This window comes from Rhodothermales bacterium (assembly GCA_039944855.1).
In the GTDB taxonomy this organism is placed as follows: domain Bacteria; phylum Bacteroidota; class Rhodothermia; order Rhodothermales; family JANQRZ01; genus JBBSMX01.
Window position 1 is genome coordinate 193,601 of sequence record JBDUXZ010000024.1, and the last position, 24,278, is coordinate 217,878.

Genomic DNA, 24,278 nt, shown 5'->3' on the forward strand with positions numbered 1-24,278 from the left:
GTCTGCGCGGGCCTCTCGCCATGTCCGCAGGTGCGAACCGCGCGCCTCGGACGCTCAGGCTTCGATCCCCGTACCCCGATCCCCGTACAGATGCCCCGCCGGGGCGTCTCTACCCCGACCCCGATCCCATGCAAGACAACGGATTTAAAGTTTTCGTCACCCTCGCGTTTCTGGGGCTCTCGCTCTGGTACCTCTTCCCGACGCTCCAGAGCTACTTCATGGAGCAGCGCATCGAAGAGCTCTCGGATACGGAGCGCGTGGACTACGTCAACGACAACTACACCGAGATCCGCGACGTGCGCGAGCGCGCGCTCAAGCTCGGCCTCGACCTCCAGGGCGGCATGCACGTCACCCTCGAAGTCCGGATGGACGCGCTCGTCCGCGCCCTCGCCACCGACGTCGACGCCGCCTTCGAGCAGGCCCTCGCCGCCTCCCGTGAGGAGGCGAATGCCACCGGCAACGACTTCGTCGAGATCTTCGTCGACACGTTCGAGGAGCAGGACCCCAACGTCCGCCTCTCGCGCTACTTCCGCAACACCGGCGCCAACATCACGAGGCGCTCGGATAACCCCGAGGTCGCGTCTTACCTCCGGGCCGAGGCCGACGAGGCCGTGACGCGCGCCATCTCGATCGTCCGCGAGCGCGTCGACCGCTTCGGCGTCAGCGAGCCGTCGATCCAGCAGCAGGGCTCGCGGCGGATCGTCGTCGAACTCCCCGGCGTGGACGACCCGCAGCGCGTGCGGGACCTCCTCCGCGGCACGGCCCGCCTCGAGTTCCGGCTCATGGCCGACCCCGGCGAGCTGAACGCGGCCCGCAACCGCATCATCGCGTACTTCGACAACGCGCCCGGCGACGCGGTCGAGGCGCCCGTCGCGGTCGTCGACCCCGTAGCCGCCGACACGTCCACCGTCGTAGCGGACACCGCTGCCGCGCTCGAAGCCGACGATCTTGCCGAGGACGCCGCCGCTGACACCGCGGCCAACCTCGACGACCTCCTCGGCCTCGACGAAGGGGTGGCCGAGAGCGAGAACCCGCTGCTCCGTGTGCTCTCGCCGATCCCCGGTGAGTCCGTGATCTTCGGCGCCGTCGCCGAGCAGGACACGGCCGCGGCCGGCGCGCTCCTCCGACGGCCCGCCGTGCAGCAGATGCTCCCGCCCGGCGTGAAGCTCCTCTACACGGCGAAGGCCGAGGCCACGACCGAGACCGGTGCCGACATCTACTACCTCCTCGGCGTGCGCGGCGGTGACCCCGAGCTGACGGGCGAGGTCATCACCGAGGCCCGGCCCGACTTCGACCCGTACACGAACGAGCCCGAGATCTCAATCACGATGAACTCCGACGGCGCGCAGACGTGGAGCCGCCTCACCGGCGCGAACGTCGGCCGCCCCGTCTCGATCGTGCTCGACGACCTCGTGTACTCGTACCCGACGATCATCGACAAAATCCCCGGCGGCCGGACCTCGATTACGGGCGTGACCCGGACCGAGGCCGAGGACGTCGTCGTCGTGCTGAAGTCCGGCGCGCTCCCCGCGCCCGTCGACATCGTCGAAGAGCGGACGGTCGGGCCGAGCCTCGGCGCGGCGTCGATCCGGGCGGGCACGGTGAGCGTGCTCGTCGGGCTCCTGCTCGTGGCCTTCTTCATGGTGTTCTTCTACCGCACGGCCGGGCTCGTGGCGAACCTCGCCCTGCTCCTGAATATCCTGTTCATCTTCGGCATCCTCGCCGCCTTCGGCGCGACGCTCACGCTCCCCGGCATCGCCGGTATCGTGCTCACGATCGGTATGGCCGTCGACGCGAACGTGCTCATCTTCGAGCGCATCCGCGAGGAGATGACGAGCGGGAAGACGCTCAAGGCCTCGATCGACGGCGGCTACGCGAAGGCGCTCTCCGCCATCGCCGACGCCAACATCACGACGTTCTTCGTCGGCGTGATCCTCTACAGCTTCGGCGTCGGCCCCATCCAGGGCTTCGCCGTCACGCTGATGGCCGGCATCCTCTCGTCGCTCTTCACGGCGATCGTGGTGACGCGGATCGTCTTCGACTACTTCGTCGCCGAGCGCCGCTCCGTCGTCGCCTTCGGCTGATCCGTCCGTTTTCTGTAGGGGCGCAGCGCGCTGCGCCCCTACCCCCCAATTTGACCGAGAAGCACCATGCGCATCTTTGAAAACACCGACTACAAGTTCATCTCCAAGCGGCGGACGGCCTACGTCGTCTCCGGCGTCCTCCTGCTGATGAGCGTGTTCGGGCTCCTCACGCGCGGGCTCGAGACCGGGATCGACTTCCAGGGCGGGACCGAATTCGTCATCGAGACGGGCGAGGTGCTCCCCATCCCCGGCGTCCGCGACGCGCTCTCCGCCGCCTTCGGCGTGCAGCCCGAGGTGAAGACGTACGACAACGACCACACGCTCCTCATCCGCACCACGGCCGGCGGCGACGACATCGACGCCATCCAGCAGAGCGCCGTGACGGCGGTGAGCAGCGCGTTCCCCCAGGCCACCGTCTCCGTCATCAAGATCGACTCCGTCGGGCCGCGTTTCGCCGAGGACCTCAAGCGGGGCGCGTTCTACGCCGTCATCGCGTCGCTCTTCGTGATCTTCCTCTACGTCTGGCTCCGGTTCGAGTGGCAGTTCTCGCTCGGTGCCGTGGCCGCGCTCGCGCACGACGTGACGATCACCCTCGGGATCTTCGCCATGTTCCACCACCTCCTCCCGTTCTCGCTCCAGATCGACCAGGCCATCATCGCGGCCCTGCTCACGATCGTCGGGTATTCGCTCAACGACACCGTGGTCGTGTTCGACCGCATCCGCGAGTTCACGAACCTGTTCAAGACGGAGCCCTACGCCGAGATCGTGGACCGCTCGATCAACTCGACGCTCTCGCGCACGCTCGTGACTTCGGGCACGACGTTGATCGTCGTGCTGACGCTGTTTATCTTCGGGGGCGAGGTGCTGCGTGGCTTCGCGTTCGCCCTCCTCGTCGGCATTGTCATCGGGACGTACTCGTCGATCTTCGTAGCGTCGCCGATCCTGGTGGAGCTGAAGACGCGCGCCCTCGCCGCCCGATGATCAATGGGTGATTGAGAGCTTCACTGATTGGGTGATCCCCTTTCACCCAGTCACCCAATCAGCCATTCACCCAATCACCCAACAGGAACACCGCCATGCGATTCAAAACAGAAGAGCGCTACAACGCCGTCGTCCTCCAACTCAAAGGCGACGTGATGGGCGGGCCGGACGGCTCGAAGCTGCACGACCAGCTCCGCGAGATGAAGGAGGCGGGCCAGATGAACGTCGTGATCGACCTCTCGAAGGTCCGCTTCATGAACTCCTCCGGCCTCGGCATGCTCATCGGCGGGCTCTCCACGATGCGCAACGCCGGCGGCGACCTCCGCCTCGCGAACGCCACCGACCGGATCCAGTCGCTCCTGATGATCGCCAAGCTGCTCACCGTGTTCAAGCACTTCGACTCCGTGGACGAAGCCGTCGAGAGCTACAACGAAGAGCCGGCTTCTGAGGGTTGACGTCTGCCGTGTTTCTCACGAAGGCGGCGGGGCCGGCCCCGCCGCCTTCGTTATTGCTCTCCGTTCCGCCACCGGACCCCCTGCCACGCTAGCGGTCACTCGCAAGAGCGGTCACTCGCAAGCTCGTTCCCGACTTCGCGTGGCTGTCACCCTCAACGAGGGGGACAGCTTTTCGAGCGAATGCGAGAAAAGCAGGGGGTCCGGCGGCAGTCCGCTCTCGGTGCTCTCTCTGTCCCCTCTGTCATACACCTCTGAATCATGCCTGTAACGATTGTCATCGGAAGCCAGTGGGGCGACGAAGGAAAGGGGAAGGTCGTCGACCTCCTCGCCCCGGAAATGGACATCGTCGCCCGCTACCAGGGCGGCGCGAACGCCGGCCACACGATCGCGTGGGAAGACAAGCAGTTCGTCCTCCACCTCGTGCCCAGCGGCATCTTCCACGCGGGCACGACCTGCGTGATCGGCAACGGCGTCGTCATCGATCCGGTGGCGCTGATGGAGGAGATCCGCACGATCAAGGAGCTCGGCTTCGAGGTCGAGGGGCGGCTGTTCATCAGCCACAACGCCCACCTCATCATGCCCTACCACAAGGCGGTGGAGCAGGCGCGCGAGCGCTACCGCGACGCCGGGGCGATCGGGACGACGGGCCGCGGCATCGGGCCGGCGTACGTCGACAAGTTCGCCCGCACCGGCATCCGCGTCGTCGACCTCCTCGACCGCGACGTGCTGCGGAAGAAGCTGAAGGACGCCATCGAAGAGAAGAACGCGATCCTGCGCTCGGTCTACGGCGCCGACGGGCTCGACGTGGACGCGCTCATCGAGGAGTACGTCGAGTTCGACCGGCACATCGATCCGTACGTCAAGAACACGCCGGAGTACCTCAACAACGCCCTCAAGGAGGGCAAGCGCGTGCTCGCCGAGGGCGCGCAGGGCTCGCTCCTCGACGTGGACTTCGGGACGTACCCGTTCGTCACGAGCAGCCACCCGACCGCGGGCGGCTGCTGCACCGGCCTCGGCGTCCCGCCGACGGCCGTGGACCGCGTCATCGGGATCGTGAAGGCGTACTCGACGCGCGTCGGCAACGGCCCGTTTCCGACCGAACTCGACGGCGACGCCGACCACGACCCGCACGGCATCGGGCAGAAGCTCCGCGACGTCGGCCACGAGTACGGCGCGACGACGGGCCGCCCCCGCCGCTGCGGCTGGCTCGACCTCGTCGCCCTTCGCTACACGGCCTCGATCAACGGCTTCACCGACATGGCGATCACGAAGCTCGACGTGCTCTGCGGTCTCGACGAGCTGAAGGTCTGCACGCAGTACCGCATCGACGGCAAGCTGACGGACCGCTTCCCGAACGACCTCGCCACGCTCGAGCGCGTCGAGCCGGTCTACGAGACATTCCCCGGCTTCGCCGACCTCGGCGGCGCGGACTCCGTGGACGGCCTCCCCGAGACGGCCCGCGCCTACCTCCGCTTCATCTCCGACTCCCTCGATGTCCCGATCTCGACGGTCTCGACGGGGCCGAAGCGCTCGGAGACGTTGCAGGTTTAGTCGGAATTCTTATACCAGAGTCGTGCTCCAACATGTCCTTCGACGCTGATGCTGTAGCAGACGAAGTCTTATCGGCCGCTGCCGAGGACTGGCTCGGACTATACGAGGTCGTGTGGTGCCTCAATACACTCCAGCCGATGGCAACCGTCACGGAGAAGTATGCTGCGGCTGAGGAGGCAGTCAGGTCGCTGCTTCGTTCCGGCTCTGTCAGTCTCTACCGCCTTCCGTGGCAGGAGCCTTCAACGGTAGCCGATCTGGTCGAGACGGCAGAGGTAGAGGCAGTTTTAGCGAATCCGCAAAGCTGGTCTCCCAGTCTCGGCACAGACCCGCCGACTTACATCGGGCTTGCTACGACAGAGGAGGGGGAGCGTGAGCTAGCGCGCCGCGCGGTCGGTGGACCGAAGCAGGGCGAATAGCTTCTTTCTCCCGACCATCAAACAAGTCATTCCCGCGTAGGCGGGAACCCACAGGACGTGCTAGCCCGGTGGGTCCCCGATCAAGTCGGGGATGACTTTTCGGGAGGCGTGAAACGATGCAGGCCGTCGTGCCGTGTTGGGCCACCGGTCGAGGAGCGGGAGTCCGTGTTGTACCTTCGTCCTCTCGACTCGTGACTCCCGACCCTCGCCGCGCCGCGTGAAAGCCTACCGCACCTCGGTCAAGATCAAGCTCGGCCTCATCGTGGCGGCCGTGCTCATCGCCGTGGCGTCGCTGTGGTACACGAACGACCTCGCCAACCGGCTGATGCGGCAGGAGCGCTCCGCCATCCAACTCTGGGCACGGGCGCAGGAGTACGTCACGCAGGTCGACGCGACGAACCCCTATCAGGAGGACTTCGTCCGGCTCGAACGACTCCTCGAAAGCGCCGGCCCGCTCCCGCGCCGCACGGCCGACTCGCTCCGGCAGGCGCTCCGCTGGGCTCGCTCGATGCCGGCCTCGGACGAGATCAACTTCGTCTTCAACGAGATCGTCGAGCCCGAGGCGCGCTTCAACGTGCCGGCCATCATCACGGATACGAGCCTGACCACCATCGTCACGAGCCGGAACGTGGCCGTGGACTCGTCGCAGACGCAGGCCGAGATCGACGCCGACCTCCTCCGCACGGCCGCCGAGATGGACGCGATCCACCCGCCGATCCGGCTCGACCTCGGCGGCGGCCTCGCCGTCCAACTCATCCACTACGGCGAGAGCGCCACCGTCCGCTCGCTCCGGTGGTTCCCGTTCGTGCAGTTCGTGTTCGTCGGCCTGTTCATCTTCGTCGGCTACCTCGGCTTCTCGTACGTCCGCCGCAGCGAGCAGTCGAGCCTGTGGGTGGGGATGGCGAAGGAGGCGGCGCACCAGCTCGGCACGCCGATCTCCAGCATCATGGGCTGGATCGAGCTGCTCCGCGTTGGCGAGAGGGCCGTCGACAACGAGCAGGTGGCGGACGAACTGGAGAAAGACGTGGGCCGCCTGCACCGCGTCGCCGATCGGTTTCAGAAGATCGGGTCGGTGCCGACGCTGGAGGCGCAGCGCCTCGCGCCCGTGGCCGACTCCGTCGCCGATTACATCCGCCGCCGAATGCCCTCGGCCGGCAACCGCGTCCGCCTCGACGTGGACGTGCCGGCGGACCTCTGGGTCGCGCTCAACCGAGAGTTGTTCGAGTGGGTCGTCGAGAACCTGCTAAAGAACGCGCTCGACGCGATCGAGGGGCACGGTGTGATCTCGGTGCGGGGGTACCGGACGCCGTCGCGCTCGGGTCGCGGCGCGGGTGCGGTCACGCTCGACGTGAGCGACACCGGCAAGGGGATCGAGCGGAGCGCGGCCCGCCACATCTTCCGTCCCGGCTTCTCGACGAAGAAGCGCGGGTGGGGGCTCGGCCTCAGCCTCGCCAAACGCATCGTCGAGGACTACCACGGCGGTACGCTCACGCTTGCCGAGTCGAAGCCGGGGCAGGGCGCCACGTTCCGCATCACGCTCACCGAAGCGAAGCCGGTGGCCGAGGTGGAGCGGCCGGTCCCCACCCGATTGCAGGAGGCCTGAGCGATGCGGTGTCGATGGGTGCTCATCGTCCTCGTCGGGGCGCTCGGCTGTCAGACGGAGCCGCCGCCGGTCGTCGCGCCCGCTGCCGACGAGGTGTTCCGCGACGTGGCGACGCCGGCGCGGCCGGGGAGCAGCGTGCCCGGACTGTTCCGTATCGGCAATCGCGTCGCGATGAGTTGGGTGGAGGAGGCAGACGGGCACGCCGCGCTCCGCTTCGCTGTAAGAGAAGGCGAAAGCTGGTCGGCCCCTCAAACGGTCGCCGAGGGCGACGACTGGTTCGTCAACTGGGCCGACCGGCCGGGCGTCGTCTCCCTCGGTGACAGCGCGCTCGCGGCGTATTACCTCGTCGAGCACGGTGGCGACAATCCGTACGCCTACGACATCCGGCTCGTCCGTTCCGCCGACGCGGGGCGGACGTGGAGCGCCCCGATCACGCCGCACCACGACGGCACGCCGACCGAGCACGGATTCGTCGGTGCCGTGCCGCAGCTGGACGGCTCGCTCCTCGTCGCGTGGCTCGACGGGCGGGGCTACCACCCGGTCCAGCAGGCGCACGATGGGCACGACCACGCGCCGACCGATGAGATGTCGCTGCGCACGGCCACGCTCGGGCCTGACGGCCAACTCACCGACGAAGCCCAACTCGACCACCGGACGTGCGACTGCTGTCCGACCGCCGCCGTCGCTGTTCCCGGCGGGGCACTCGTCGCCTACCGCGACCGCTCCGCCGACGAGATCCGCGACATCGCTGTCGTCCGGCGGGAGGGGGACGCGTGGTCCGCGCCCGCGCTCGTCCACGCCGACGGCTGGCAGATCGATGGCTGCCCCGTCAACGGTCCCGCGCTCGACGCCGCCGGGGAGCGTGTCGCGCTGGCGTGGTTCACGGCTGCGGACGGTGCCGCCCGCGCCCGCCTCGCGTTCTCCGACGACGCCGGGAAAAGTTGGGGCGAGCCGGTTACGGTCAGCGACGAGCATCCCGTCGGCCGGGTGGAGGTGGTCGCGCTCGGCGATGGCGGGGCGCTCGTGAGCTGGATCGAGCAGATTGGCGATGCTGCTGAACTTCGGGTCCGCGCCGTAGCGGAGGACGGGACGCTCGGCGTACCCATCACCGTGGCTGGCATCGCGGCCGAGCGCGCGTCGGGGATGCCCCGGATGATCCGCGACGGCGAGTGGGTCCTGCTGGCGTGGACGGAGTCTGGCGATGCGTCGCAGATCCGTGTGCGGGCGGCGCGGCTGGAAGACCTCCGGCCGACGGATGCAGAACTGGATCGGCGTGCCGGGGCCGGAGCATGAACGAATCGAACGAGCCTGACGAGGCGAACGCTCGCGATCCGCTCGGAAGTCTCGTCGGTGCGGCCCGATTCGCAGCCGCTGGTTTCGTCGTTGTGGTTGGCACCGTGGTCGTACTGGCGACGGGGTGGGCGCCGCTGCGGGTCCGTGGGGCGCGGCTCGCGGGGTGGGTCGTGACGGGGATGGCGCGCACGGCGACGACGCTCTTCGGCGTCCGCATCGTGTGCGATCAGCCCGAGCGGCTCCGGCTCCACCGGGGCTTCGTCTTTCCGAACCACGTCTCGTTCGTCGACATCCTCGTGCTCCTCCACCTCTTCCCGCTCCGCTTCCTCAGCAACCACGTCGTCGAGCGGACGCTGTTCGTCGGCTGGGTGGCGAAGGCGATCGGGACGGTGTTCGTGGACCGGCGCGATTCGGAGGCGCGGGCCGAAGCGCGGCGCGAACTTGCCGACGCCCTCGCCGAGCAGGACCACCCGCCGCTCGTGCTCTTCCCCGAGGGGCGGATCGGCGAAGGGGAGGTGCTGCACCCGCTCCGGCGCGGCGCGTTCGAGGTCGCCGCCGAGGGTGCGATTCCGTACCTCCTCTGCGCGATCCGCTACAGCGACCTCGACGCGGTCCACTGGCGGCGGCGCGAGCCGTTCTTCGCCGCGCTCTGGCGGCTGGCCCGGCACCGCGGCCCGCTCACCGCCCGCCTCGTCTTCCTCGGCTCCGTCCACCCCACGCCCGCCGACGACCCCGACGCGCTCGTCCGCCACGCCGAATCCCTCCTCGGCGCTGCCATCTCTACTCCTCGTGGCGACGCTACAGCCGGGGCTGCGGGTCCGTGAAGAGCGTCGAGTCGACCGTCGCGGGGGCCACGAGGTTGTCGGTGAGGATGGCGATGGGACCGCCGATGGCCTGCTTCCGCGCCGAGAGCAGCACGCGGCCCTCGGGGCTCTGCAGCGTCTGGTACGCCGTCCACTCGAACGAGCGCGGCGTCGGGTTTCCTTCGAGCACGAACGCCCACTTCGTCAGCCGCCCCGTCTCGCGGTCGATGAAGAGCCAGTACTGGTCGCCCGGTGTCAGGCCGACGCCGTCGAACGAGAGCCGGATCACGTCGGTCGCGGCGTCGGAGGAGTCGGGGACGAAGGTGCGGGTGACGCCGTCGTCGAAAAGCTTGAGCGGGGCGAGGAGCCAGTACGTGTCGTTGATGGTGCGGCTGCGGGCGGTCTCCATCGCCTCGGTCCCAGCTTCACCGTCGAGCGGCGTGCCGTTGACGAAGGCGCGCCCGCTGTCCGGCCATGCCGTGAAGAGCGCGACGTAGGTCGAGTCCGCGCCGCCGGGCCACTCGACGCGGTAGCGGTTCTGCTGCTTGTCCCAGTAGTGCCGCGCCGCCGTCTGCTGCTGCCCGCCGCGCTCGACGCCGAAGTCGAAGCGGAGCGCGGGGAGCGCGTTCCACGCATCGAACCCGCCCGATGCGGCGATGGCCTGCAGCGCGACCGAATCGGCGCGCGTCTGGATCGGGACCGGGGCGGACTCGACGGGCGGTGCGGCGGGGGCGGGCGCGTCGGCGCACCCGAAGAGGGCAAGGGCGAAGCAGAAGCAGAGAAGGCGGAGCATGGGCGAGGGGGAGGAGGGAAGAGTCAGCGGTCCATCGAGAGGCCGTCGGTGAGCGCGTCCGGCGGCAGGTCGGTGACCGCGACGTAAATGTCGTCGCGGTCACGCCAGAGGATGACGTCGCCGAGGTCGGTGCCGCGGATGACGGGGCCGCCTTCGGCGAGGTCGTAGTAGTCGTCGCCGGTGAGGCGGAGACGGTCGGGGACCTGGTCGAGCAGGGCGTAGCTGTAGGCGAAGACGGCGACGTTCCGGTCTTCTTCATCGGCGTAGAGAAACACGGGGACCTCGACGGCCGCCGCCGCCTGCGCGATCGCGACGCCGGTGAGCGAGACCGCGTCGAAGGTGGGCACGCCGACGCGCCAGCCGAATTCCTCGCGGACGAACTGCCGCGCCTCGGCGGGCACGTCCGTCCGCAGGAGCAGCCGGAGGTTGCCCGCGGCCTCGACCGAGCGGGCGAGCGCGTCGGGTTCGTCGGAGCCCTCGTCGGTCGTCGAGAGGACGTAGCCGATCATGCCGGCGGCGGCGATGAGGAGGATGGCGAGGATAGCCCGCTGCAACGGCGGGCGCTTCGGTACGGGCACCGGCTCGGGTAGGGGAGCCGGCGGGGGCTCCACAGCGCGCGGGGTGTCGCGGGACGGCGCCGCAGCGGGCTCCCACGCGGAGTCGGGCGAGGGATCGGACGCGGGCGATGGGATAGCCTCCGGCTGCGGAGGGCTCATCTCCAACGAGGATGGCGGGGTAATCTCGGGCTGATTGGGCGGGGGAATCTCCGGCGCGGACGGAGGCGCAATCTCCGGCGCGGACGGAGGCGCGATCTCTGGTTGATCGGGCGGCGTGATCTCCGGCTGCTCGGGTGGCGTGATCTCGGGCGAGGGCGGGGCCGTCGGGTCCGGCATATCTGGAAGGTCCGGGACGCCCGGCTCGATCTCCGGCGTTACATCCAGGCGGGGCGAGGGGTCGGGCGCGTCGTCGGCGTCGGGGCGGCTCGGGACGTCGGACAGGGCGAGGGCGAACGGGATCATAGCGGTCGGGCCAGCAGGGGGAGGGACGTCCGGAGGCGCGTGGCGCGGCGCAAGATACCAGGCCTACTCGCGATCACCGAATACGACGTTGATGGCGCCGCCGTTCGGGATGCTCAGCAATTGCGCCGCATTCCCGCCACGGACGCCCACCTCCAGGAAGCCCGACGAGCCGACGAGCACGACGGGCTCGCCCGCCTCGACGTCGGCGTACGTCCGGTGGATGCCGGTGAGGATCGTCGAGCCGACGTAGCACTTCACGCTGCGGTCGGCTCGGTGCTCGGCGAGGAGAGCGGCGGGGATGTTCGTGATCGCGTTTCCGAAGCGGTCGACGTGGACGATCCAGCCACGGATGCCCTGCTCGTCGGCGAGGGGTTGGACCCAGTGGAGCCGTTTGATCTCGTCGGTCGGCGAGCCGATCTCGGCGAGGGCACGGCCGGCGGCGAGGTGGGCGGCGGCGGGGGCGAAGATGTCGCGGCCGTGGAAAGTCGCGCTCGGCGTCGGGGTGCGCCAGAACGCGGGGCGGTCGAGCACGACGATGGCGTCGGGCTGCACGCCGTCGAGGAGGAGCGAGAAGAGCCCGTTATCCGGCCCCACGAAGAACTGCTCGCCGATGCGGAGCGCGAGCGCGCGGCGCTCGGTCCCCACGCCGGGGTCGACGACGGCGAGATGGACCGTGCCGGCGGGGAAGAGCGGCGCGGCCTCGCGGAGCACGAACGCCGCGCCCATCACGTCCTGCGGGCCGACCCCGTGGGAGAGGTCGACGAGGCGGAGCCCGGCGTCGATGGAGAGGGCGACGCCCTTCATCGCGGCGACGTAGGCGTCGTTCAGGCCGAAGTCAGTCGTGAGGGTGAGGAGGCGCACGGCGGGAGCGGATGGGGGAGGACGCGCGGAATATAGGGGCGACGGCGGTGGCCGGACCGTGCAGATTGGGGACGGCACGCCGCGCCGAATCGTCCTATCTTCCAGCGTTCGTGTCCCCCACGCCCTAGCCTCCCCGATGCCCGCCGATTCCCGCGACTCCTCCGCTTCCGACGGGGCCGATGCCCTGAGCGAGCGTCACCACCAAGCCCTCCAGCAGTTCATCCTGCTCTGGGGCGAGATGGCGACGTACTGGGGCATCAACCGGACGATGGCGCAGATCCACGCCCTCCTCTACGCCGTGGAGCGCCCGCTCGACACCGACGAGATCATGGAGCGGCTCCAGATCAGCCGGGGCAACGCGAACATGAACCTCCGCTCGCTCGTCGACTGGAACCTCGTCCGCAAGACGCACCAGCTCGGCAGCCGGAAGGATTTCTACGTTGCGGAAAAGGACATCTGGAAGATCACGACGACGATCATCCAGGAGCGCCAGCGCCGCGAGATCGCGCCCGTCGAGGAGGCTCTCACGTCGTGCATCGCCGAGATGCAGGGCGGCGGCGCGCTCTCCGACGAGGAGGCGCGCTTCCTCGAGCGGATGGAGAACATGCAGGAGTTCATGCGGGTCTTCGACGAGTTCACCGAGGCGCTCCTCCCGTTCCTCCACGAGCGCAACGCGCGGAAGGTGCAGAAGCTCACCGGCTTCGCCGCCCGCCTCGGCCAGAAGAAACCGGCGAACGGCGACCATGGCTGAGGTGACGACGAAGGACACGGGCGACCACGGTGAGAACCTCGCGGCGGATTATCTCGAAGCGAAGGGCTACCGCATCCTCGAACGCAACTACCGCTTCAACCGCGAGGAGGTGGACCTCGTCTGCTTCCAGCCCTACGACGACTACACGCAGGGCGGCGAGCTCGTCTTCGTCGAGGTGAAGGCGCGGCGTGGGCTCGGCTACGGACGGCCCGAGGCGGCGGTGACGCGCGACAAGCAGGAGGCCATCATGCGCGTCGCCGAAGCCTACCTCCACGAGACCCGGCTCGAAGGCGCCCTCGCCCGCTTCGACGTGATCGCCGTCCTTCTCGGCGGGCGGGAGCCCGAGATCGAGCACTTCGAGAACGCCTTCGGGATGTTCGGATGAGCGCGCCACGTGCCGCGTCCGTCGATCCGCCCGAGCCGGGGCGACCCGCGCTCCTCGTCCACGGCGGCGCATGGGACATTCCCCAGGACGAGACGGCGGCGCACGTCGAGGGGCTGACGCAGGCGCTCGCCCGCGGACGCTCGCTTCTCGAAGCCGGGGCATCAGCGCTGGAAACGGTCGTCGAAACCGTCGCGGTGCTGGAGGCGCATCCGGCGTTCGACGCGGGCCACGGCGCCGTCCTCGACCGCTCCGGCCGGGCGCAGCTCGACGCCGGGCTGATGTGCGGCGCAACGCATCGCTGGGGCGCGGTGGCGAACGTCCGCCGGATCGCGCACCCCGTCCGCGTCGCCCACCGGCTGCTCGACGGCGATGGGCAGGAACGCTTGCTCGTCGGCCCCGGCGCCGAAGCCTTCGCCGAAGAAGCCGGCTTCAATCTCGTCGACAACGACGCGCTCGTCGTCGAACGCGAGCGTGAGCGGTTCGCCCGGCTGAAGGACGAGGCCGCGTTCCACACGAGCCGCGCGTTTTCGGGCGAGGGGAGTGCGCCGCGCGGCACCGTCGGCTGCGTCGCGCTCGACAGCGCCGGCCGCCTCGCCGCCGCCACCTCGACCGGCGGTGCCCCGTTCACCCGGCCGGGCCGCGTCGGCGACTCGCCCCTCGTGGGCTCGGGCTATTTCGCTGACACCGACGCCGCGGCGAGCGCGACGGGCTGGGGCGAGGCGATCGCCGCCGTGCTCCTCTGCGGACGGGCCGTGGATGCCGTCGCCGCCGGCGCGACGCCCGACGCGGCGGCATCGGCCGGGCTGGACCGGATGCGGCGCGACGTGCAGGGTCCGGGCGAGCGCGGCGTGGCCGGCCCTGCCACCGGCGGCCTCATCGTGCTCGACCGCCACGGCCGCGGCGGCTGGGCGTTCACGACCCCGCGCATGGCCCGCGGCGGCTGGCGCCACGGCTCCGACCCGTGGACGCTGCTGTGACTCACCAGCCCGTGCGGATCGTCGGGGCGGAGGCTGGGCGCTCAGAGGCGGTGGGGAGGACGGGGATCGGTTCGACCGGAACAGAGCGGGTGCGGGTGGCGGGGCGGACCGCGTCGGCGTAGGCCGGGGCATCGGTCGTGACGGCGGCGAAGGGGGCGAGGCGGGCCCCGCCGAAGTAGAACGCGAGGATGTCGCGGTAGCTGTAGCCCTGTCTCGCCTGTTCGCGCGCGCCGTACTGGCTCATCCCGACGCCGTGGCCGAAGCCGCGCCCCTCGAACACGTAGCGGTCGCCGCGCCGCTCGACCGAGACGAACGTGCTGCGCATCAGCCGGGACCCGAGCGCGTTGTTGATGGCGAGCCGGACCGCGTTCGCCTGCACCGTACGCGGGCGGCTCCCGAGGAGGCGGAACGTGCGGACGCGCCCCTCGCGGCTCCGGTCGCCGACCTCGAGCCCGGTCACGGCCGTGCCGAAGTGGCTGGAGAGGGCGCGCAGCAGGCGCCCGCGCTCGACCTCCGTCCGCCACCGGTGGTCCGGCGCGGCGCGGTCGAACGGGTCGTCGCGGCCCCGGAGGTAGGGGAGCGGCGGGCCGTCCCAGATCGACTCGTTGTCGGCGGTGTGGCCGCCGGAGGACGAGGAGTAGACGGCCTCGACGAGTCCGCCCGCGTACGTCAGGACTTCGCCGCGCGTGGCCTCGGCGGCGCGGCGGGCAGCGGGCGTCTCGCTCCCGATGCCCCGGTAGACCTGCGAGCCGACGTGGTCGACGAGGTCGTAGCCGCCGTACTTGCCGCGCGCTTTGAGCGCGTACGTTCGTGCGAGCACGGCCTGCGCCTTCACGCCCTCGATCTCCTCGAACGGATACTCCGACGACACCACGCTCGCCACGTAATCGGCGAGTTCGACGGTGTTGACGAGGCGGAGCGGGGCGCGCCCGCCCCGGCCGTCGGCGGAGACGGCGAGGCTGCCGTGATACGTCCGGTCCACGGAGCCCGCGCGGAGGCGGAGGTGCGTGCCGCGGAGCGGGACGAAGTCCACGGTTGGGACCGTCTCGATGACGGAGAGGAAACGGACCGTCACCGCGCCGCGCGCCGACTCGATCGTCGCCGCATTCCCGGGCGTGAGCGTGCCGAGGAGGGCGTCGCCGACGCGGACCTGCAGCGGGCCGCCCTCGGCGCTCACCGTCACCGTCGTCGGCGCCTGCCGTTCGAGGAGGCGGACGCGCACCGTCGTCCCCTGCGCCGAAGCGTCGAGGCCGAACGCGAAGAGGAGGAAGAGGGTAGCGAATGCGCGCATAGACGCTGGGAAACAGGGAATGGACGGCGAAAGCGAAGGATACTGCGAATCGACGATCAGAGACTCAGCCGGTCGCGGAGTTCTTTCGAGCGGCTGCGGCTGGCGATGACCTCGTGTCCGCCGGTGAGCACGAGCTTGTAGCGCCCGCTGAACCACTGGATCATCTCGCGGATGTGGTCGAGTTGTACTATCGACGATCGGTGGACGCGCATAAAGCGCTCGGGGTCGAGCCGGCGTTCGAGGGCGTCGAGCGTGTGGGAGACGATGTGGCGGCCGACCTGCGGCGTGCGGCCGGGCGTCGTGCCGGGCGGCCCGCTCGGGGCGTCGTTGAGGACGTAGAGCCGCGTGATGCCCTCCTCCACTTCGGCCGCGAGGAGTTGGTCGACGGAGACGATCGTGAGGCGGTCCGCGCCGGGGATCGAGAGCTGCTTGAGGTAATCGGCGGGCTCCGGGGCGGGTTTCTGCACGGCCTGCCGGTCGAGGTATTCGAGGAGCTCGCCGAGGCGGTCGTCGCCGTCGCGCCGAGCCCCATCGGTCAGCTTCTCGGCGCGCTCCACGGCGGCGGCGAGGCGGTCCTCGCGGATCGGCTTGAGGAGGTAGTCGACGGCGCTCGCCTCGAAGGCGCGGAGGGCGTAGGCGTCGTGCGCCGTCGTGAAAACGACGACGGGGCGGCGCTCCGGCGGCAGCCGGTCGAGCACGTCGAACCCGTCGAGCCCCGGCATCTGGATGTCGAGCAGGAGGAGGTCCACGTCCTCGTCCCCGAGGAGGTCGAGCGCCTCGACCCCGTCCGCCGCCTCGCCGACGATGCGGACGCGCCCGGCGTCGACGAATGGCTGGAGGAGGCGAGCGAGCCGGCTGCGAGCCGGCGCTTCGTCGTCGACGAGGAGGGTGCGCAGCATCAGGTGGGGCGGTGAGTCACGAGGAGCAGGAAGCGAAGTTTACGACGAGGCCCGGGACACACCCTCCATCGGGATCAGCAGGCGGGCCGTCGTGCCCGACTCGGGCGTGCTCGCTAGCTGGAGCAGGTCGCTCCGCCCGTAGAGCCGTTCGAGCCGGGCGGCGACGTTGCGCAGGCCGATCCCGTAGAAATCCGGCGGGTCGAGGGGGACGGCTGTGTCGGCGGGCACCGCGACGCCGTCGCCGCCGGCGAAGAGGGCGGGGATGCCGAGGCCTGTGTCCACGACGCGGATCTCGGCGAGAGCCTGGTCCGAGGCAGGGTAGGTGAGGAGGCGGGAGGAGAGAGCGAGCGTGCCGCCGCCGCGCTTCCGCTCGATCCCGTGCTTGACGGCGTTCTCGACGAGCGTTTGCAGCGCGAAGGCGGGCACCGGGAGGTCGGTGAGGGCCGGGTCCCACGCGCGCTCGACCGTCAGCTTGTCGCCGAAGCGGACCTGCTCGATGGCGAGGTAGTCGTCGACGAGGCGGACCTCGTCGGCGAGGGGGACGAAGGGGTGGCCGCCGGTGCGGAGGACGTGGCGGAAGATGCTGGCGAGGCGCTCGACGGTGCCCTCGGCCTCGCGCGGCATCTCCTCGATGAGCGCGGCGATCGTGTTGAGCGCGTTGAAGAGGAAGTGCGGGTTGATCTGCGCGCGGAGGGCGACGAGTTGGGCCTCGGCGCTCTCCTTCGCGAGCGCCTTCTCGCGCTCGATGAGGGCGAGGCGTTCGGCGGCGAGGGCGAGCTGGCCGCAGAGGCTCCGCAGCATCGCCACGTCTTCGAGGTTATAGACGGCCCGCCGCCGCTCCTTCCGCCCGAGCACGAGCAGCCCCGCCGGCTCCGTCTCGCCCCCCGCGACGGGGACGGCGAGCGCGACGCCGTAGCTGGTGAGGAGCCGGTCGTCCTCGGGCCCGAGGTCGCTCTCGTCGAGCTCGGCGTTGCGTGCCCAGACGGTGCCCTGGTGCTGGATCGCGTTCCACACGCGGCGGAGCTCGGCCTCGGTGAAGAGCGGCGGCTCGGCGCGGTAGCGGGCCTGCGTCCACGGATCGCCGCTTTGGGTGGGCACGGCGTCGGGCAGGCGGAGGAAGAGGACGGCCGAGCGGGCGCCGAGCGCGTCGCCCGCCGTCTCGACAGTCTCTTCGGCGAGACGCTGCGGGTCGAGGATGAGCCGCATCCGCTCGCTGAAGTCGCGGAGCCGGGCGCGGGCGCGCTGTCGGTCCGTCACGAAGAGGTTGCCGACGCGCTGCCGAAGCGGCCCGGCAAGCCGCTCGGCCACGAAGAGGAGGAACACGACGTAGAGCCCCGCGATGATCGAGCGCGGCCAGCGCGTCGTCTCCGGGGGGAGCGCCCGTCCGAGCACGATCAGCCCGCCCGCCACGACGAAGAACACGAGGCCGTAGACGGCGACGTACGCCAGCGCCCGCGTCACGACGGTGTCGGCCCGCCCGTGCCGCAGCGTGGCGACCGAGGCGAGGCCGACGGGGGCCAGCGAGAGGAGCTGGATGAGGACGATGAGCCCACCCACGGTCGCGTCGGAGACGGCGCCGGGCACGGGCACGATGCCGTAGACCGAGAGCGCCCCGAGCGCGGCAATCGCAAACACGGCAGCGCTGCCCGCCCGGCTCCACGCCGTCGAGGCGGGGACGGCGTCGCCCTCCGGCGTCACGGCCGGGACGCGGACGGCGAGCGTGAGCCCTGTCGCTGCCGCGACGTAGCAGCAAACGTAGAACAGGATCGGCGCGATGAGCGCGTCGAGCGTGAGCGGCCCGATCGACCCGGCGAAGACGGCGACGCCGACCGCGCCGCCGAGCACGAGCGCGGGGAGGAAGATCGCGGCGACGAAGGGGAACGGCCGCAGCCGGCCGAGGTCGGCGAGCACGGTGCGCAGGAGGAGGGCCGGGAAGAGGATCCATCCGCCGAGGGCGACGAGCGTCAGCGCCTGGAAGAACGTCGCGTACGCCCCGTCCATCGGCGGGCCGAGAAGCGTCAGGCTCAGCAAACGGACGAGGTTGCCGAAGACCCACAGCGAGGCCGCCGCGAAGAGCGCGAACGACCGCCTGGCGCGGGGGCTCCGCCACACCAGCGGTGCGACGATGATGAGCCCGAGCAGGTGGAGGAACGCGACGACGGCGAACCCCCACAGCGATAGCTGCCACAGCATCCCGCTGAGCGGGTAGAGGAACGTCGGGTAGCGTGTGATCCCGATCTCGAACGACTGGAGCTGCCCGTACTGCGCCACGTCGTAGACGAGCACGTCGCCCGGCACGACGCCCTCGACGGCGCGCTTCACGTCCTCGGCCGAGAAGAACTGCTGGAACTCCCACTGGTAGAGCACGGCGTCCTCACGGAGCCCGGCGGCGTAGGCCGTCCCGCCGGGGTAGACGTAGACCGCCACGATCTCGCCGTCGCGGTCCTGCCACTGCACCCAGTCGAACCCGCGCGGGGCGGAGGCGCTCGGCGCCTCGCCCGTCACGCGCGCGATCTCCATCCAGTCCGCCACGAGCCGCCCCAGCATCAGGAGCGACACGAGCGGGACGAGCACGACGAACGCCCGCAGGGCGATGGAGGACGCGCGAGAGGGCACGGGGGAGAGCGGGAGGGCGAACCGGAACGGGAGGCGTAAAGTAGAGCCGATATTGCCTCCGGCGAAAGTCGCCCCCGCGCCCCTCCGTGCCCGCCCATTCCCCGCCCATCCCGTGCCCCTCCTCGACACCCACGCCCACGTCTACCTCGACCGCTTCACCGCCGACCTCGACGCCGTCGTCGAGCGCGCCCGCGCGGCGGGCGTCGAAGCCGTCGTGCTCCCCGCCATCGACGTGCCCTCGATCCACGCCGCGCTCGACCTCTGCGCCCGCTACCCCGGCTATTTCTACGCGATGGCGGCCCTCCACCCGTCCGAAGTGAAAGACGCGACGGACGCCGACTTCGAGGAGGTGAGGGCGCTCTGCGACCGGCCCGAGGTCGTGGCCGTCGGCGAGAGCGGGCTGGACTATTACTGGGACCGCTCGTTCAACCCCAAGCAGCACGATTACCTCCGCCGCCACGCCCGCCTCGCCATCGACACCGACCTCCCGCTCGTGCTCCACAACCGAGATCAGAAGGGGAGCGAGGCGTCGTCGCGCGACCTCGTCGAGATTCTAACGGAGGAGCGTGACCGGCACCCCGAGGGCGAGCGGCTGCGCGGCGTCTTCCACTGCTTCGGCGGCCCGGCGTGGCTGGCCGAGGCGGCGCTCGACCTCGGCTTCCACGTCGGACTCGGGGGGACGCTCACGTTCAAGAACGGCGGCGTGCCGGAGGTGATCGACGCCGTGCCGCTGGAGCGGGTCGTGCTGGAGACGGACGCGCCCTACCTCTCCCCGGAACCGCACCGGGGCAAGCGGAACGAGCCCGCCTACGTCCGCCACGTCGCCGAACGCCTCGCCGAAGTGAAGGGCGTCCCGCTCGATGAGGTGGAGGCCGTGACGACGGCGAACGCGCGGACGCTCTTCAGGCTGCCCGGCCCCGTGGCTTGATCTGCCGCCTCGATACGTTTGGAATCGGCCGTTGCACGCTGTACCATGAGAAACACGAACGTCGCACGTTAGAGGCTGAGCCTATGAGACGCGCCCGCTACGCCCTCCCGCTGCTCTTCGCTGTGGCGCCGGCGCTCGCCCACGCACAACTGGTGCTCGACAGTGTTCACGTTGAGGTGGCGGACGGCGTGTATCCGAGTTACGTCTACTCCGAAGTCACGATCCCCGACACACTGGGGCCGATTCCGCTGGTGCTCGTCGAAGGCGATGGGACGACGGCACCGCCTTCCCACGGCTGCGACCCCCTCGTTAACGCCGACGAGGTGGCGGACGCCATCGCCCTTGTCGAGCGCGGGACCTGCGCGTTTCTGACTAAGGTGCAACGAGCAGTCGACGCCGGGGCCGTGGCTGTGGTCATCGCCCTCAACGGTACGGCCGACCCCGACTACATTGGTCCGCCTGTGCTCTGTGGGGACTGCCCCCCTTGGGAGGCCGCCGGGCCCTTACTCCTCGTCTCGTACAATAGCGGGCAGGCGATCCTCGCCGAGCTAGCGTCCGGTCCCACAGACGTCACTCTCGTCCCCGTTCGCGTCGCCTCCCCGGTCGCCGTAGAGGAGACCACGCAGGCGGGGGCCTTCGTGCTGCCCCCGGTCTATCCCAATCCGCTCGCCTCGCACGCGACGATCGGGCTCAACCTGCCGACGGCGCAGGCGGTCCGCGTGGCGGTGTTCGACGTGCTCGGGCGCGAGGTCGCCGTGGTGCACGACGGGCCGCTTGCGGCGGGCCGTCACGACCTCGCGCTCGACGCCTCGGCGCTGCCGAGCGGGGTGTACATCGTGCGGGTGGAGGCGGGATCAGCGCGGCTCGCGCAGCCGCTCACCGTCGTCCGCTGACGCGCGCCCTCCGAATCCTCCTGAAGGAGTCCATGCCATGAAACCCGGCCGCTACGTCTCGCTGCTCCTTGCCCTCATGCCGGCATTCACGCTTGCGCAGGAGGTGCCCGACAGCCTCCACGTCGAGGTGGCTGGCGTGGCGTATCCCGCCTACGGTGCTGTCTTCGGGGCGCGATTCTCCGCGGATATGTCTCTCGGTCCGCTCCCCATCGTACGAGTTGAAGGGACGGGCGAGACAGCACCTCCGTCGGAAGGGTGCGACCCGCTCGTGAATGCCGACGAGGTCGCCGGCAACATCGCCTTTATTCGTCGTGGACGCTGCTCTTTCGTGGACAAGGTGGAGAATGCCTTGGCAGCCGGGGCGATTGCAGTCGTCGTTTACAACGATGCGTTCGAGCCGGATAATGAGTTCATCCTCCCGATGGCTGGAGACTGCGAACCCGACATCTGCTCGATCCCGTCCGCATTCGTCTCGCGCGTTAGCGGAGACGCCATCCTCGAGGAGATCGCGGCGGGCCCCACGGACGCGACGCTCATCCCCATCCGAATCGCGTCCCCGGTCACCGTTGAGGAGGACACCGAGGCGAGGGCCTTCGTGCTGCATCCGGTCTATCCCAATCCGCTCGCCTCGCACGCGACGGTTGTGATCAACCTGCCGACGGCGCAGGCGGTCCGCGTAGCGGTGTTCGATTTGCTCGGGCGGGAGGTGGCAGTGCTCCACGACGGGTCGCTTCCGGCAGGCCCGCATACGCTGACGCTCGATGCGACGCGACTGCCGGCAGGGCTGTACCTCGTCCGGGCAACGGGCGCGGGGCACCGCGCGACGCGGAAGCTGATGATTACCCGATAGAATCCAAGGCAGTAAGAGTGCGGCGGCTGAGCGCGGTGTAGGGATCGCCCCTACCGGCCGGGGCGGAGGTGTCGGGTAGCGCGCCGGAAGCGCGGCCGAATACTTTGGGGGCATCACATTCGTCACCATCCTCCTTCCGTCATGGCTTCCTCGCCGCACCGCCCGCACGCCGACCACTACGTCTTCCGCTTCGGAAATGGCACCGCCGAAGGGGACCGCACCATGAAGCACCTCCTCGGTGGCAAGGGCGCCAACCTCGCCGAGATGAGCAGCATCGGCCTCCCCGTGCCGCCCGGCTTCACCGTCACCACCGAGGCCTGCGCCTACTACGCCGACCACGACGGCGCGTGGCCCGAGGGGCTCGACGCCGAGATCCGCGGCGGCATCCGCCACCTCGAAGAGGCCATGGGCCACACCTTCGGCGACCCCGAGCGCCCCCTCCTCGTCTCCGTCCGCAGCGGGGCCGCCGTCTCGATGCCGGGCATGATGGACACCGTCCTCAACCTCGGCCTCAACGACGCCGTCGTCGCCGGGCTCGCCGAGGAGAGCCACAACGAGCGCTTCGCCTACGACGACTACCGCCGCTTCATCGACATGTTCGGCGACGTGGTGATGGGCGTGAAGCACGAGCATTTCGAGGCCGCCTTCGAAGGGCTCAAGCACGAGCGCGGCGTCGACGCCGACGTGGACCTCACGGCCGACGACCTCAAAGAACTCGTCGACCGCTACAAGGCGATCTACCGCCGCCACACGGGCTACATGTTCCCCGAGGACCCGCGCGAGCAGCTCCGCTTCGCCATCAACGCCGTCTTCGGCTCGTGGAAGAGCGACCGCGCCGCGCGCTACCGCAAGATCAACCGGATCACCGGGCTCCTCGGCACGGCCGTCAACGTGCAGGCGATGGTCTACGGCAACATGGGCGAGACGAGCGGGACCGGCGTCTGCTTCACGCGCAACCCCTCGACCGGCGAGAACAAGCTCTACGGCGAGTTCCTCGTCAACGCGCAGGGCGAGGACGTCGTCGCCGGCATCCGCACGCCGCAGCCGATCAGCGAGATGCAGGACCGCTTCCCCACGTCGTACCGCCAGCTCCTCGGCCTCACCGACCGGCTGGAGCGGCACTACGGCGAGATGCAGGACATCGAGTTCACCGTGCAGGAGGGGACGCTCTACATCCTCCAAACCCGCACCGGCAAGCGGACCGGCACGGCCGCCGTCCGCATCGCCGTCGAGATGGTCGAGGCCGGCCTCGTGGAGAAGCACCACGCCGTCGGCCGGATGGTCGAGCCCGGCCACCTCGACCAGTTGCTGCACCCGCAGTTCAAGGACCGGCTGGCGTATGCCGACTCCGTCATCGGGACCGGGCTCCCGGCCTCGCCCGGCGCCGCCGTCGGCCGCGTCGTGTTCACGGCCGAGGACGCCGAGGCGAAGCGGAAAGAGGGCACGCCCGTCGTCCTCGTCCGCATCGAGACGAGCCCCGAGGACGTGGGCGGTATGGACGCCGCTGAGGGCATCCTCACCTCGCGCGGCGGGATGACGAGCCACGCCGCCGTCGTCGCCCGCGGGTGGGGCAAGCCGTGCGTGGCGGGCTGCGACGACATCATCATCAACTACGGCACGAAGTCGTTCACGAACGGCACCGTCACGGTCCACGAGGGCGACTGGATCTCGATCAACGGCTCGACCGGTGAGGTCATCCGCGGCCAGCAGGAGGTCGAGGAGCCGGGCATGAGCGATGCCTTCGCCACGTTCATGGGGTGGACCGACGCCTTCCGCACGATGAACGTCCGCGCGAACGCCGACACGCCCGAGGACGCCGCCCGCGCCGTCGAGTTTGGCGCCGAGGGGATCGGGCTCTGCCGCACCGAGCACATGTTCTTCGAGGGCGACCGCATCCAGTCCGTCCGCCGCCTCATCCTCGCCGAAGGGGACCGCGAGCAGCACGCCGCGCTCGCCGAGCTGCTGCCCCTCCAGAAAGAGGACTTCAAGGGCATCTTCCGCGCGATGGCAGGCCGCCCCGTCACGATCCGCCTGCTCGACCCGCCGCTCCACGAATTCCTCCCGCACGACGCCGAGGGGCAGCGGGTAATGGCCGAGCGGCAGGGCGTCTCCGAAGCGACGATCCGCTCCAAAGTCGCGGCGATGTCCGAGGCGAACCCGATGCTCGGGCACCGCGGCTGCCGCCTCGGCGTGACGCACCCGGCGCTGACGGCGATGCAGACGCGCGCCATCCTCGAAGCCGCCGTCGAAGTCCAGGCCGAGGGCATCGAGGTCCACCCCGAGATCATGGTCCCGCTCGTCGGGACCGTCGCCGAGTTCGTCGATCAGAAGACGATCATCGCACGCACGGCGCAGACCGTCTTCGAAGAGAAAGGTGACGAGGTCGAGTTCCTGATCGGGACGATGATCGAGGTCCCCCGCGCGGCGCTCGTGGCCGACCGGATCGCCGAGGAGGCCGACTTCTTCTCCTTCGGCACGAACGACCTCACGCAGATGACGTTCGGCTACAGCCGCGACGACGTGGTGACGTTCCTCCCGACCTACCTCGACCAGAAGATCCTCCGCGACGACCCCTTCGAGGTGCTCGACCAGGAGGGCGTCGGCCAGCTCGTCCGGCTCGGCACCGAGCGAGGGCGCGAGGCGAAGCCGGACCTCAAAGTCGGCATCTGCGGCGAGCACGGCGGCGAGCCGGAGTCGGTTGCGTTCTTCTACGAGACGGGGATGGACTACGTCTCGTGCTCGCCCTTCCGCGTCCCGATCGCGCGGCTCGCGGCGGCGCAGGCTCACCTCCGCGACGAGCGCGTGAAACCGGAACTCGAACTCGCATAG

Annotated in this window: 21 protein-coding genes; 15 read left to right on the forward strand and 6 right to left on the reverse strand. The window is 69.9% G+C overall.

Annotated elements, in window-relative coordinates; genetic code table 11:
• Positions 1-128: 128 nt before the first annotated feature.
• The 8 genes from secD to ABJF88_13650 all read left to right on the forward strand — a co-directional run bounded on the left by secD (position 129) and on the right by ABJF88_13650 (position 9,207).
• A complete protein-coding gene (gene secD, locus ABJF88_13615; protein MEP0547967.1) occupies positions 129-2,084 on the forward strand; it encodes a protein translocase subunit SecD in 1,956 nt (651 codons plus the stop codon).
• Between the two features lie 66 nt (positions 2,085-2,150).
• On the forward strand, positions 2,151-3,065 hold the full coding sequence (gene secF / locus ABJF88_13620; protein ID MEP0547968.1) for a protein translocase subunit SecF: 915 nt from the start codon (positions 2,151-2,153) through the stop codon (positions 3,063-3,065).
• 95 nt (positions 3,066-3,160) lie between these two features.
• Positions 3,161-3,520, forward strand: a complete 360-nt coding sequence (locus tag ABJF88_13625) for an STAS domain-containing protein (protein MEP0547969.1) — start codon at positions 3,161-3,163, stop codon at positions 3,518-3,520.
• A gap of 258 nt (positions 3,521-3,778) precedes the next feature.
• Entirely contained in the window at positions 3,779-5,071 is a 1,293-nt protein-coding gene (locus tag ABJF88_13630; GenBank protein ID MEP0547970.1) for an adenylosuccinate synthase, read from the forward strand.
• A 32-nt stretch (positions 5,072-5,103) separates the two neighbouring features.
• Positions 5,104-5,487, forward strand: coding sequence for a hypothetical protein (locus ABJF88_13635; GenBank protein MEP0547971.1), 384 nt, complete (start codon positions 5,104-5,106; stop codon positions 5,485-5,487).
• Between the two features lie 217 nt (positions 5,488-5,704).
• Positions 5,705-7,090 carry a HAMP domain-containing sensor histidine kinase gene (locus ABJF88_13640; protein MEP0547972.1) on the forward strand — a complete coding sequence of 462 codons (1,386 nt, stop codon included), beginning with the start codon at positions 5,705-5,707 and terminating at the stop codon, positions 7,088-7,090.
• An 18-nt stretch (positions 7,091-7,108) separates the two neighbouring features.
• Positions 7,109-8,383 (forward strand): sialidase family protein, encoded by a 1,275-nt coding sequence (locus ABJF88_13645; protein ID MEP0547973.1) that lies wholly within the window; start codon positions 7,109-7,111, stop codon positions 8,381-8,383.
• Positions 8,380-9,207 carry a lysophospholipid acyltransferase family protein gene (locus tag ABJF88_13650; protein MEP0547974.1) on the forward strand — a complete coding sequence of 276 codons (828 nt, stop codon included), beginning with the start codon at positions 8,380-8,382 and terminating at the stop codon, positions 9,205-9,207. The genes ABJF88_13645 and ABJF88_13650 overlap by 4 nt, the downstream gene beginning before the upstream one ends.
• Here the strand turns inward: ABJF88_13650 and ABJF88_13655 are convergent.
• From ABJF88_13655 to ABJF88_13665, 3 genes are all read right to left on the reverse strand, one after another.
• Complete coding sequence (locus ABJF88_13655; GenBank protein MEP0547975.1) at positions 9,182-9,979, reverse strand: hypothetical protein; 798 nt, start codon at positions 9,977-9,979, stop codon at positions 9,182-9,184. The genes ABJF88_13650 and ABJF88_13655 overlap by 26 nt on opposite strands.
• 23 nt (positions 9,980-10,002) lie before the next feature.
• Positions 10,003-10,998: a hypothetical protein gene (locus ABJF88_13660; protein MEP0547976.1), complete on the reverse strand. Its 996-nt coding sequence runs from the start codon at positions 10,996-10,998 to the stop codon at positions 10,003-10,005.
• 63 nt (positions 10,999-11,061) lie between these two features.
• Complete coding sequence (locus tag ABJF88_13665) at positions 11,062-11,859, reverse strand: SAM-dependent chlorinase/fluorinase (GenBank protein ID MEP0547977.1); 798 nt, start codon at positions 11,857-11,859, stop codon at positions 11,062-11,064.
• 136 nt (positions 11,860-11,995) lie between these two features.
• On the opposite strand from ABJF88_13665, the gene ABJF88_13670 reads away from it, so the two are divergent.
• Genes ABJF88_13670 through ABJF88_13680 form a run of 3 tightly spaced genes read left to right on the forward strand, consistent with a single transcriptional unit; the run spans position 11,996 to position 13,972 of the window.
• On the forward strand, positions 11,996-12,610 hold the full coding sequence (locus ABJF88_13670; GenBank protein ID MEP0547978.1) for a hypothetical protein: 615 nt from the start codon (positions 11,996-11,998) through the stop codon (positions 12,608-12,610).
• Positions 12,603-12,995 carry a YraN family protein gene (locus ABJF88_13675; protein ID MEP0547979.1) on the forward strand — a complete coding sequence of 131 codons (393 nt, stop codon included), beginning with the start codon at positions 12,603-12,605 and terminating at the stop codon, positions 12,993-12,995. Before ABJF88_13670 ends, ABJF88_13675 begins: the two co-directional genes overlap by 8 nt.
• Positions 12,992-13,972, forward strand: a complete 981-nt coding sequence (locus tag ABJF88_13680; GenBank protein ID MEP0547980.1) for an isoaspartyl peptidase/L-asparaginase — start codon at positions 12,992-12,994, stop codon at positions 13,970-13,972. The genes ABJF88_13675 and ABJF88_13680 overlap by 4 nt, the downstream gene beginning before the upstream one ends.
• A gap of 1 nt (position 13,973) precedes the next feature.
• Here the strand turns inward: ABJF88_13680 and ABJF88_13685 are convergent, their stop codons facing one another.
• Genes ABJF88_13685 through ABJF88_13695 form a run of 3 tightly spaced genes read right to left on the reverse strand, consistent with a single transcriptional unit; the run spans position 13,974 to position 18,778 of the window.
• Positions 13,974-15,263, reverse strand: coding sequence for a SpoIID/LytB domain-containing protein (locus ABJF88_13685; GenBank protein MEP0547981.1), 1,290 nt, complete (start codon positions 15,261-15,263; stop codon positions 13,974-13,976).
• A 56-nt stretch (positions 15,264-15,319) separates the two neighbouring features.
• The gene (locus tag ABJF88_13690; protein MEP0547982.1) at positions 15,320-16,162 is read right to left on the reverse strand and encodes a LytTR family DNA-binding domain-containing protein; all 843 of its coding nucleotides are present in this window, start codon (positions 16,160-16,162) and stop codon (positions 15,320-15,322) included.
• A 39-nt stretch (positions 16,163-16,201) separates the two neighbouring features.
• Positions 16,202-18,778, reverse strand: coding sequence for a histidine kinase (locus tag ABJF88_13695; GenBank protein MEP0547983.1), 2,577 nt, complete (start codon positions 18,776-18,778; stop codon positions 16,202-16,204).
• Between the two features lie 112 nt (positions 18,779-18,890).
• Here ABJF88_13695 and ABJF88_13700 point away from each other — a divergent pair, with 112 nt between their 5' ends.
• The 4 genes from ABJF88_13700 to ppdK all read left to right on the forward strand — a co-directional run bounded on the left by ABJF88_13700 (position 18,891) and on the right by ppdK (position 24,278).
• On the forward strand, positions 18,891-19,706 hold the full coding sequence (locus ABJF88_13700; protein MEP0547984.1) for a TatD family hydrolase: 816 nt from the start codon (positions 18,891-18,893) through the stop codon (positions 19,704-19,706).
• Positions 19,707-19,789: 83 nt separating this feature from the next.
• Positions 19,790-20,599 carry a PA domain-containing protein gene (locus ABJF88_13705; GenBank protein ID MEP0547985.1) on the forward strand — a complete coding sequence of 270 codons (810 nt, stop codon included), beginning with the start codon at positions 19,790-19,792 and terminating at the stop codon, positions 20,597-20,599.
• 37 nt (positions 20,600-20,636) lie between these two features.
• Positions 20,637-21,449, forward strand: a complete 813-nt coding sequence (locus ABJF88_13710) for a PA domain-containing protein (protein MEP0547986.1) — start codon at positions 20,637-20,639, stop codon at positions 21,447-21,449.
• Positions 21,450-21,590: 141 nt separating this feature from the next.
• Entirely contained in the window at positions 21,591-24,278 is a 2,688-nt protein-coding gene (ppdK, locus tag ABJF88_13715; protein ID MEP0547987.1) for a pyruvate, phosphate dikinase, read from the forward strand.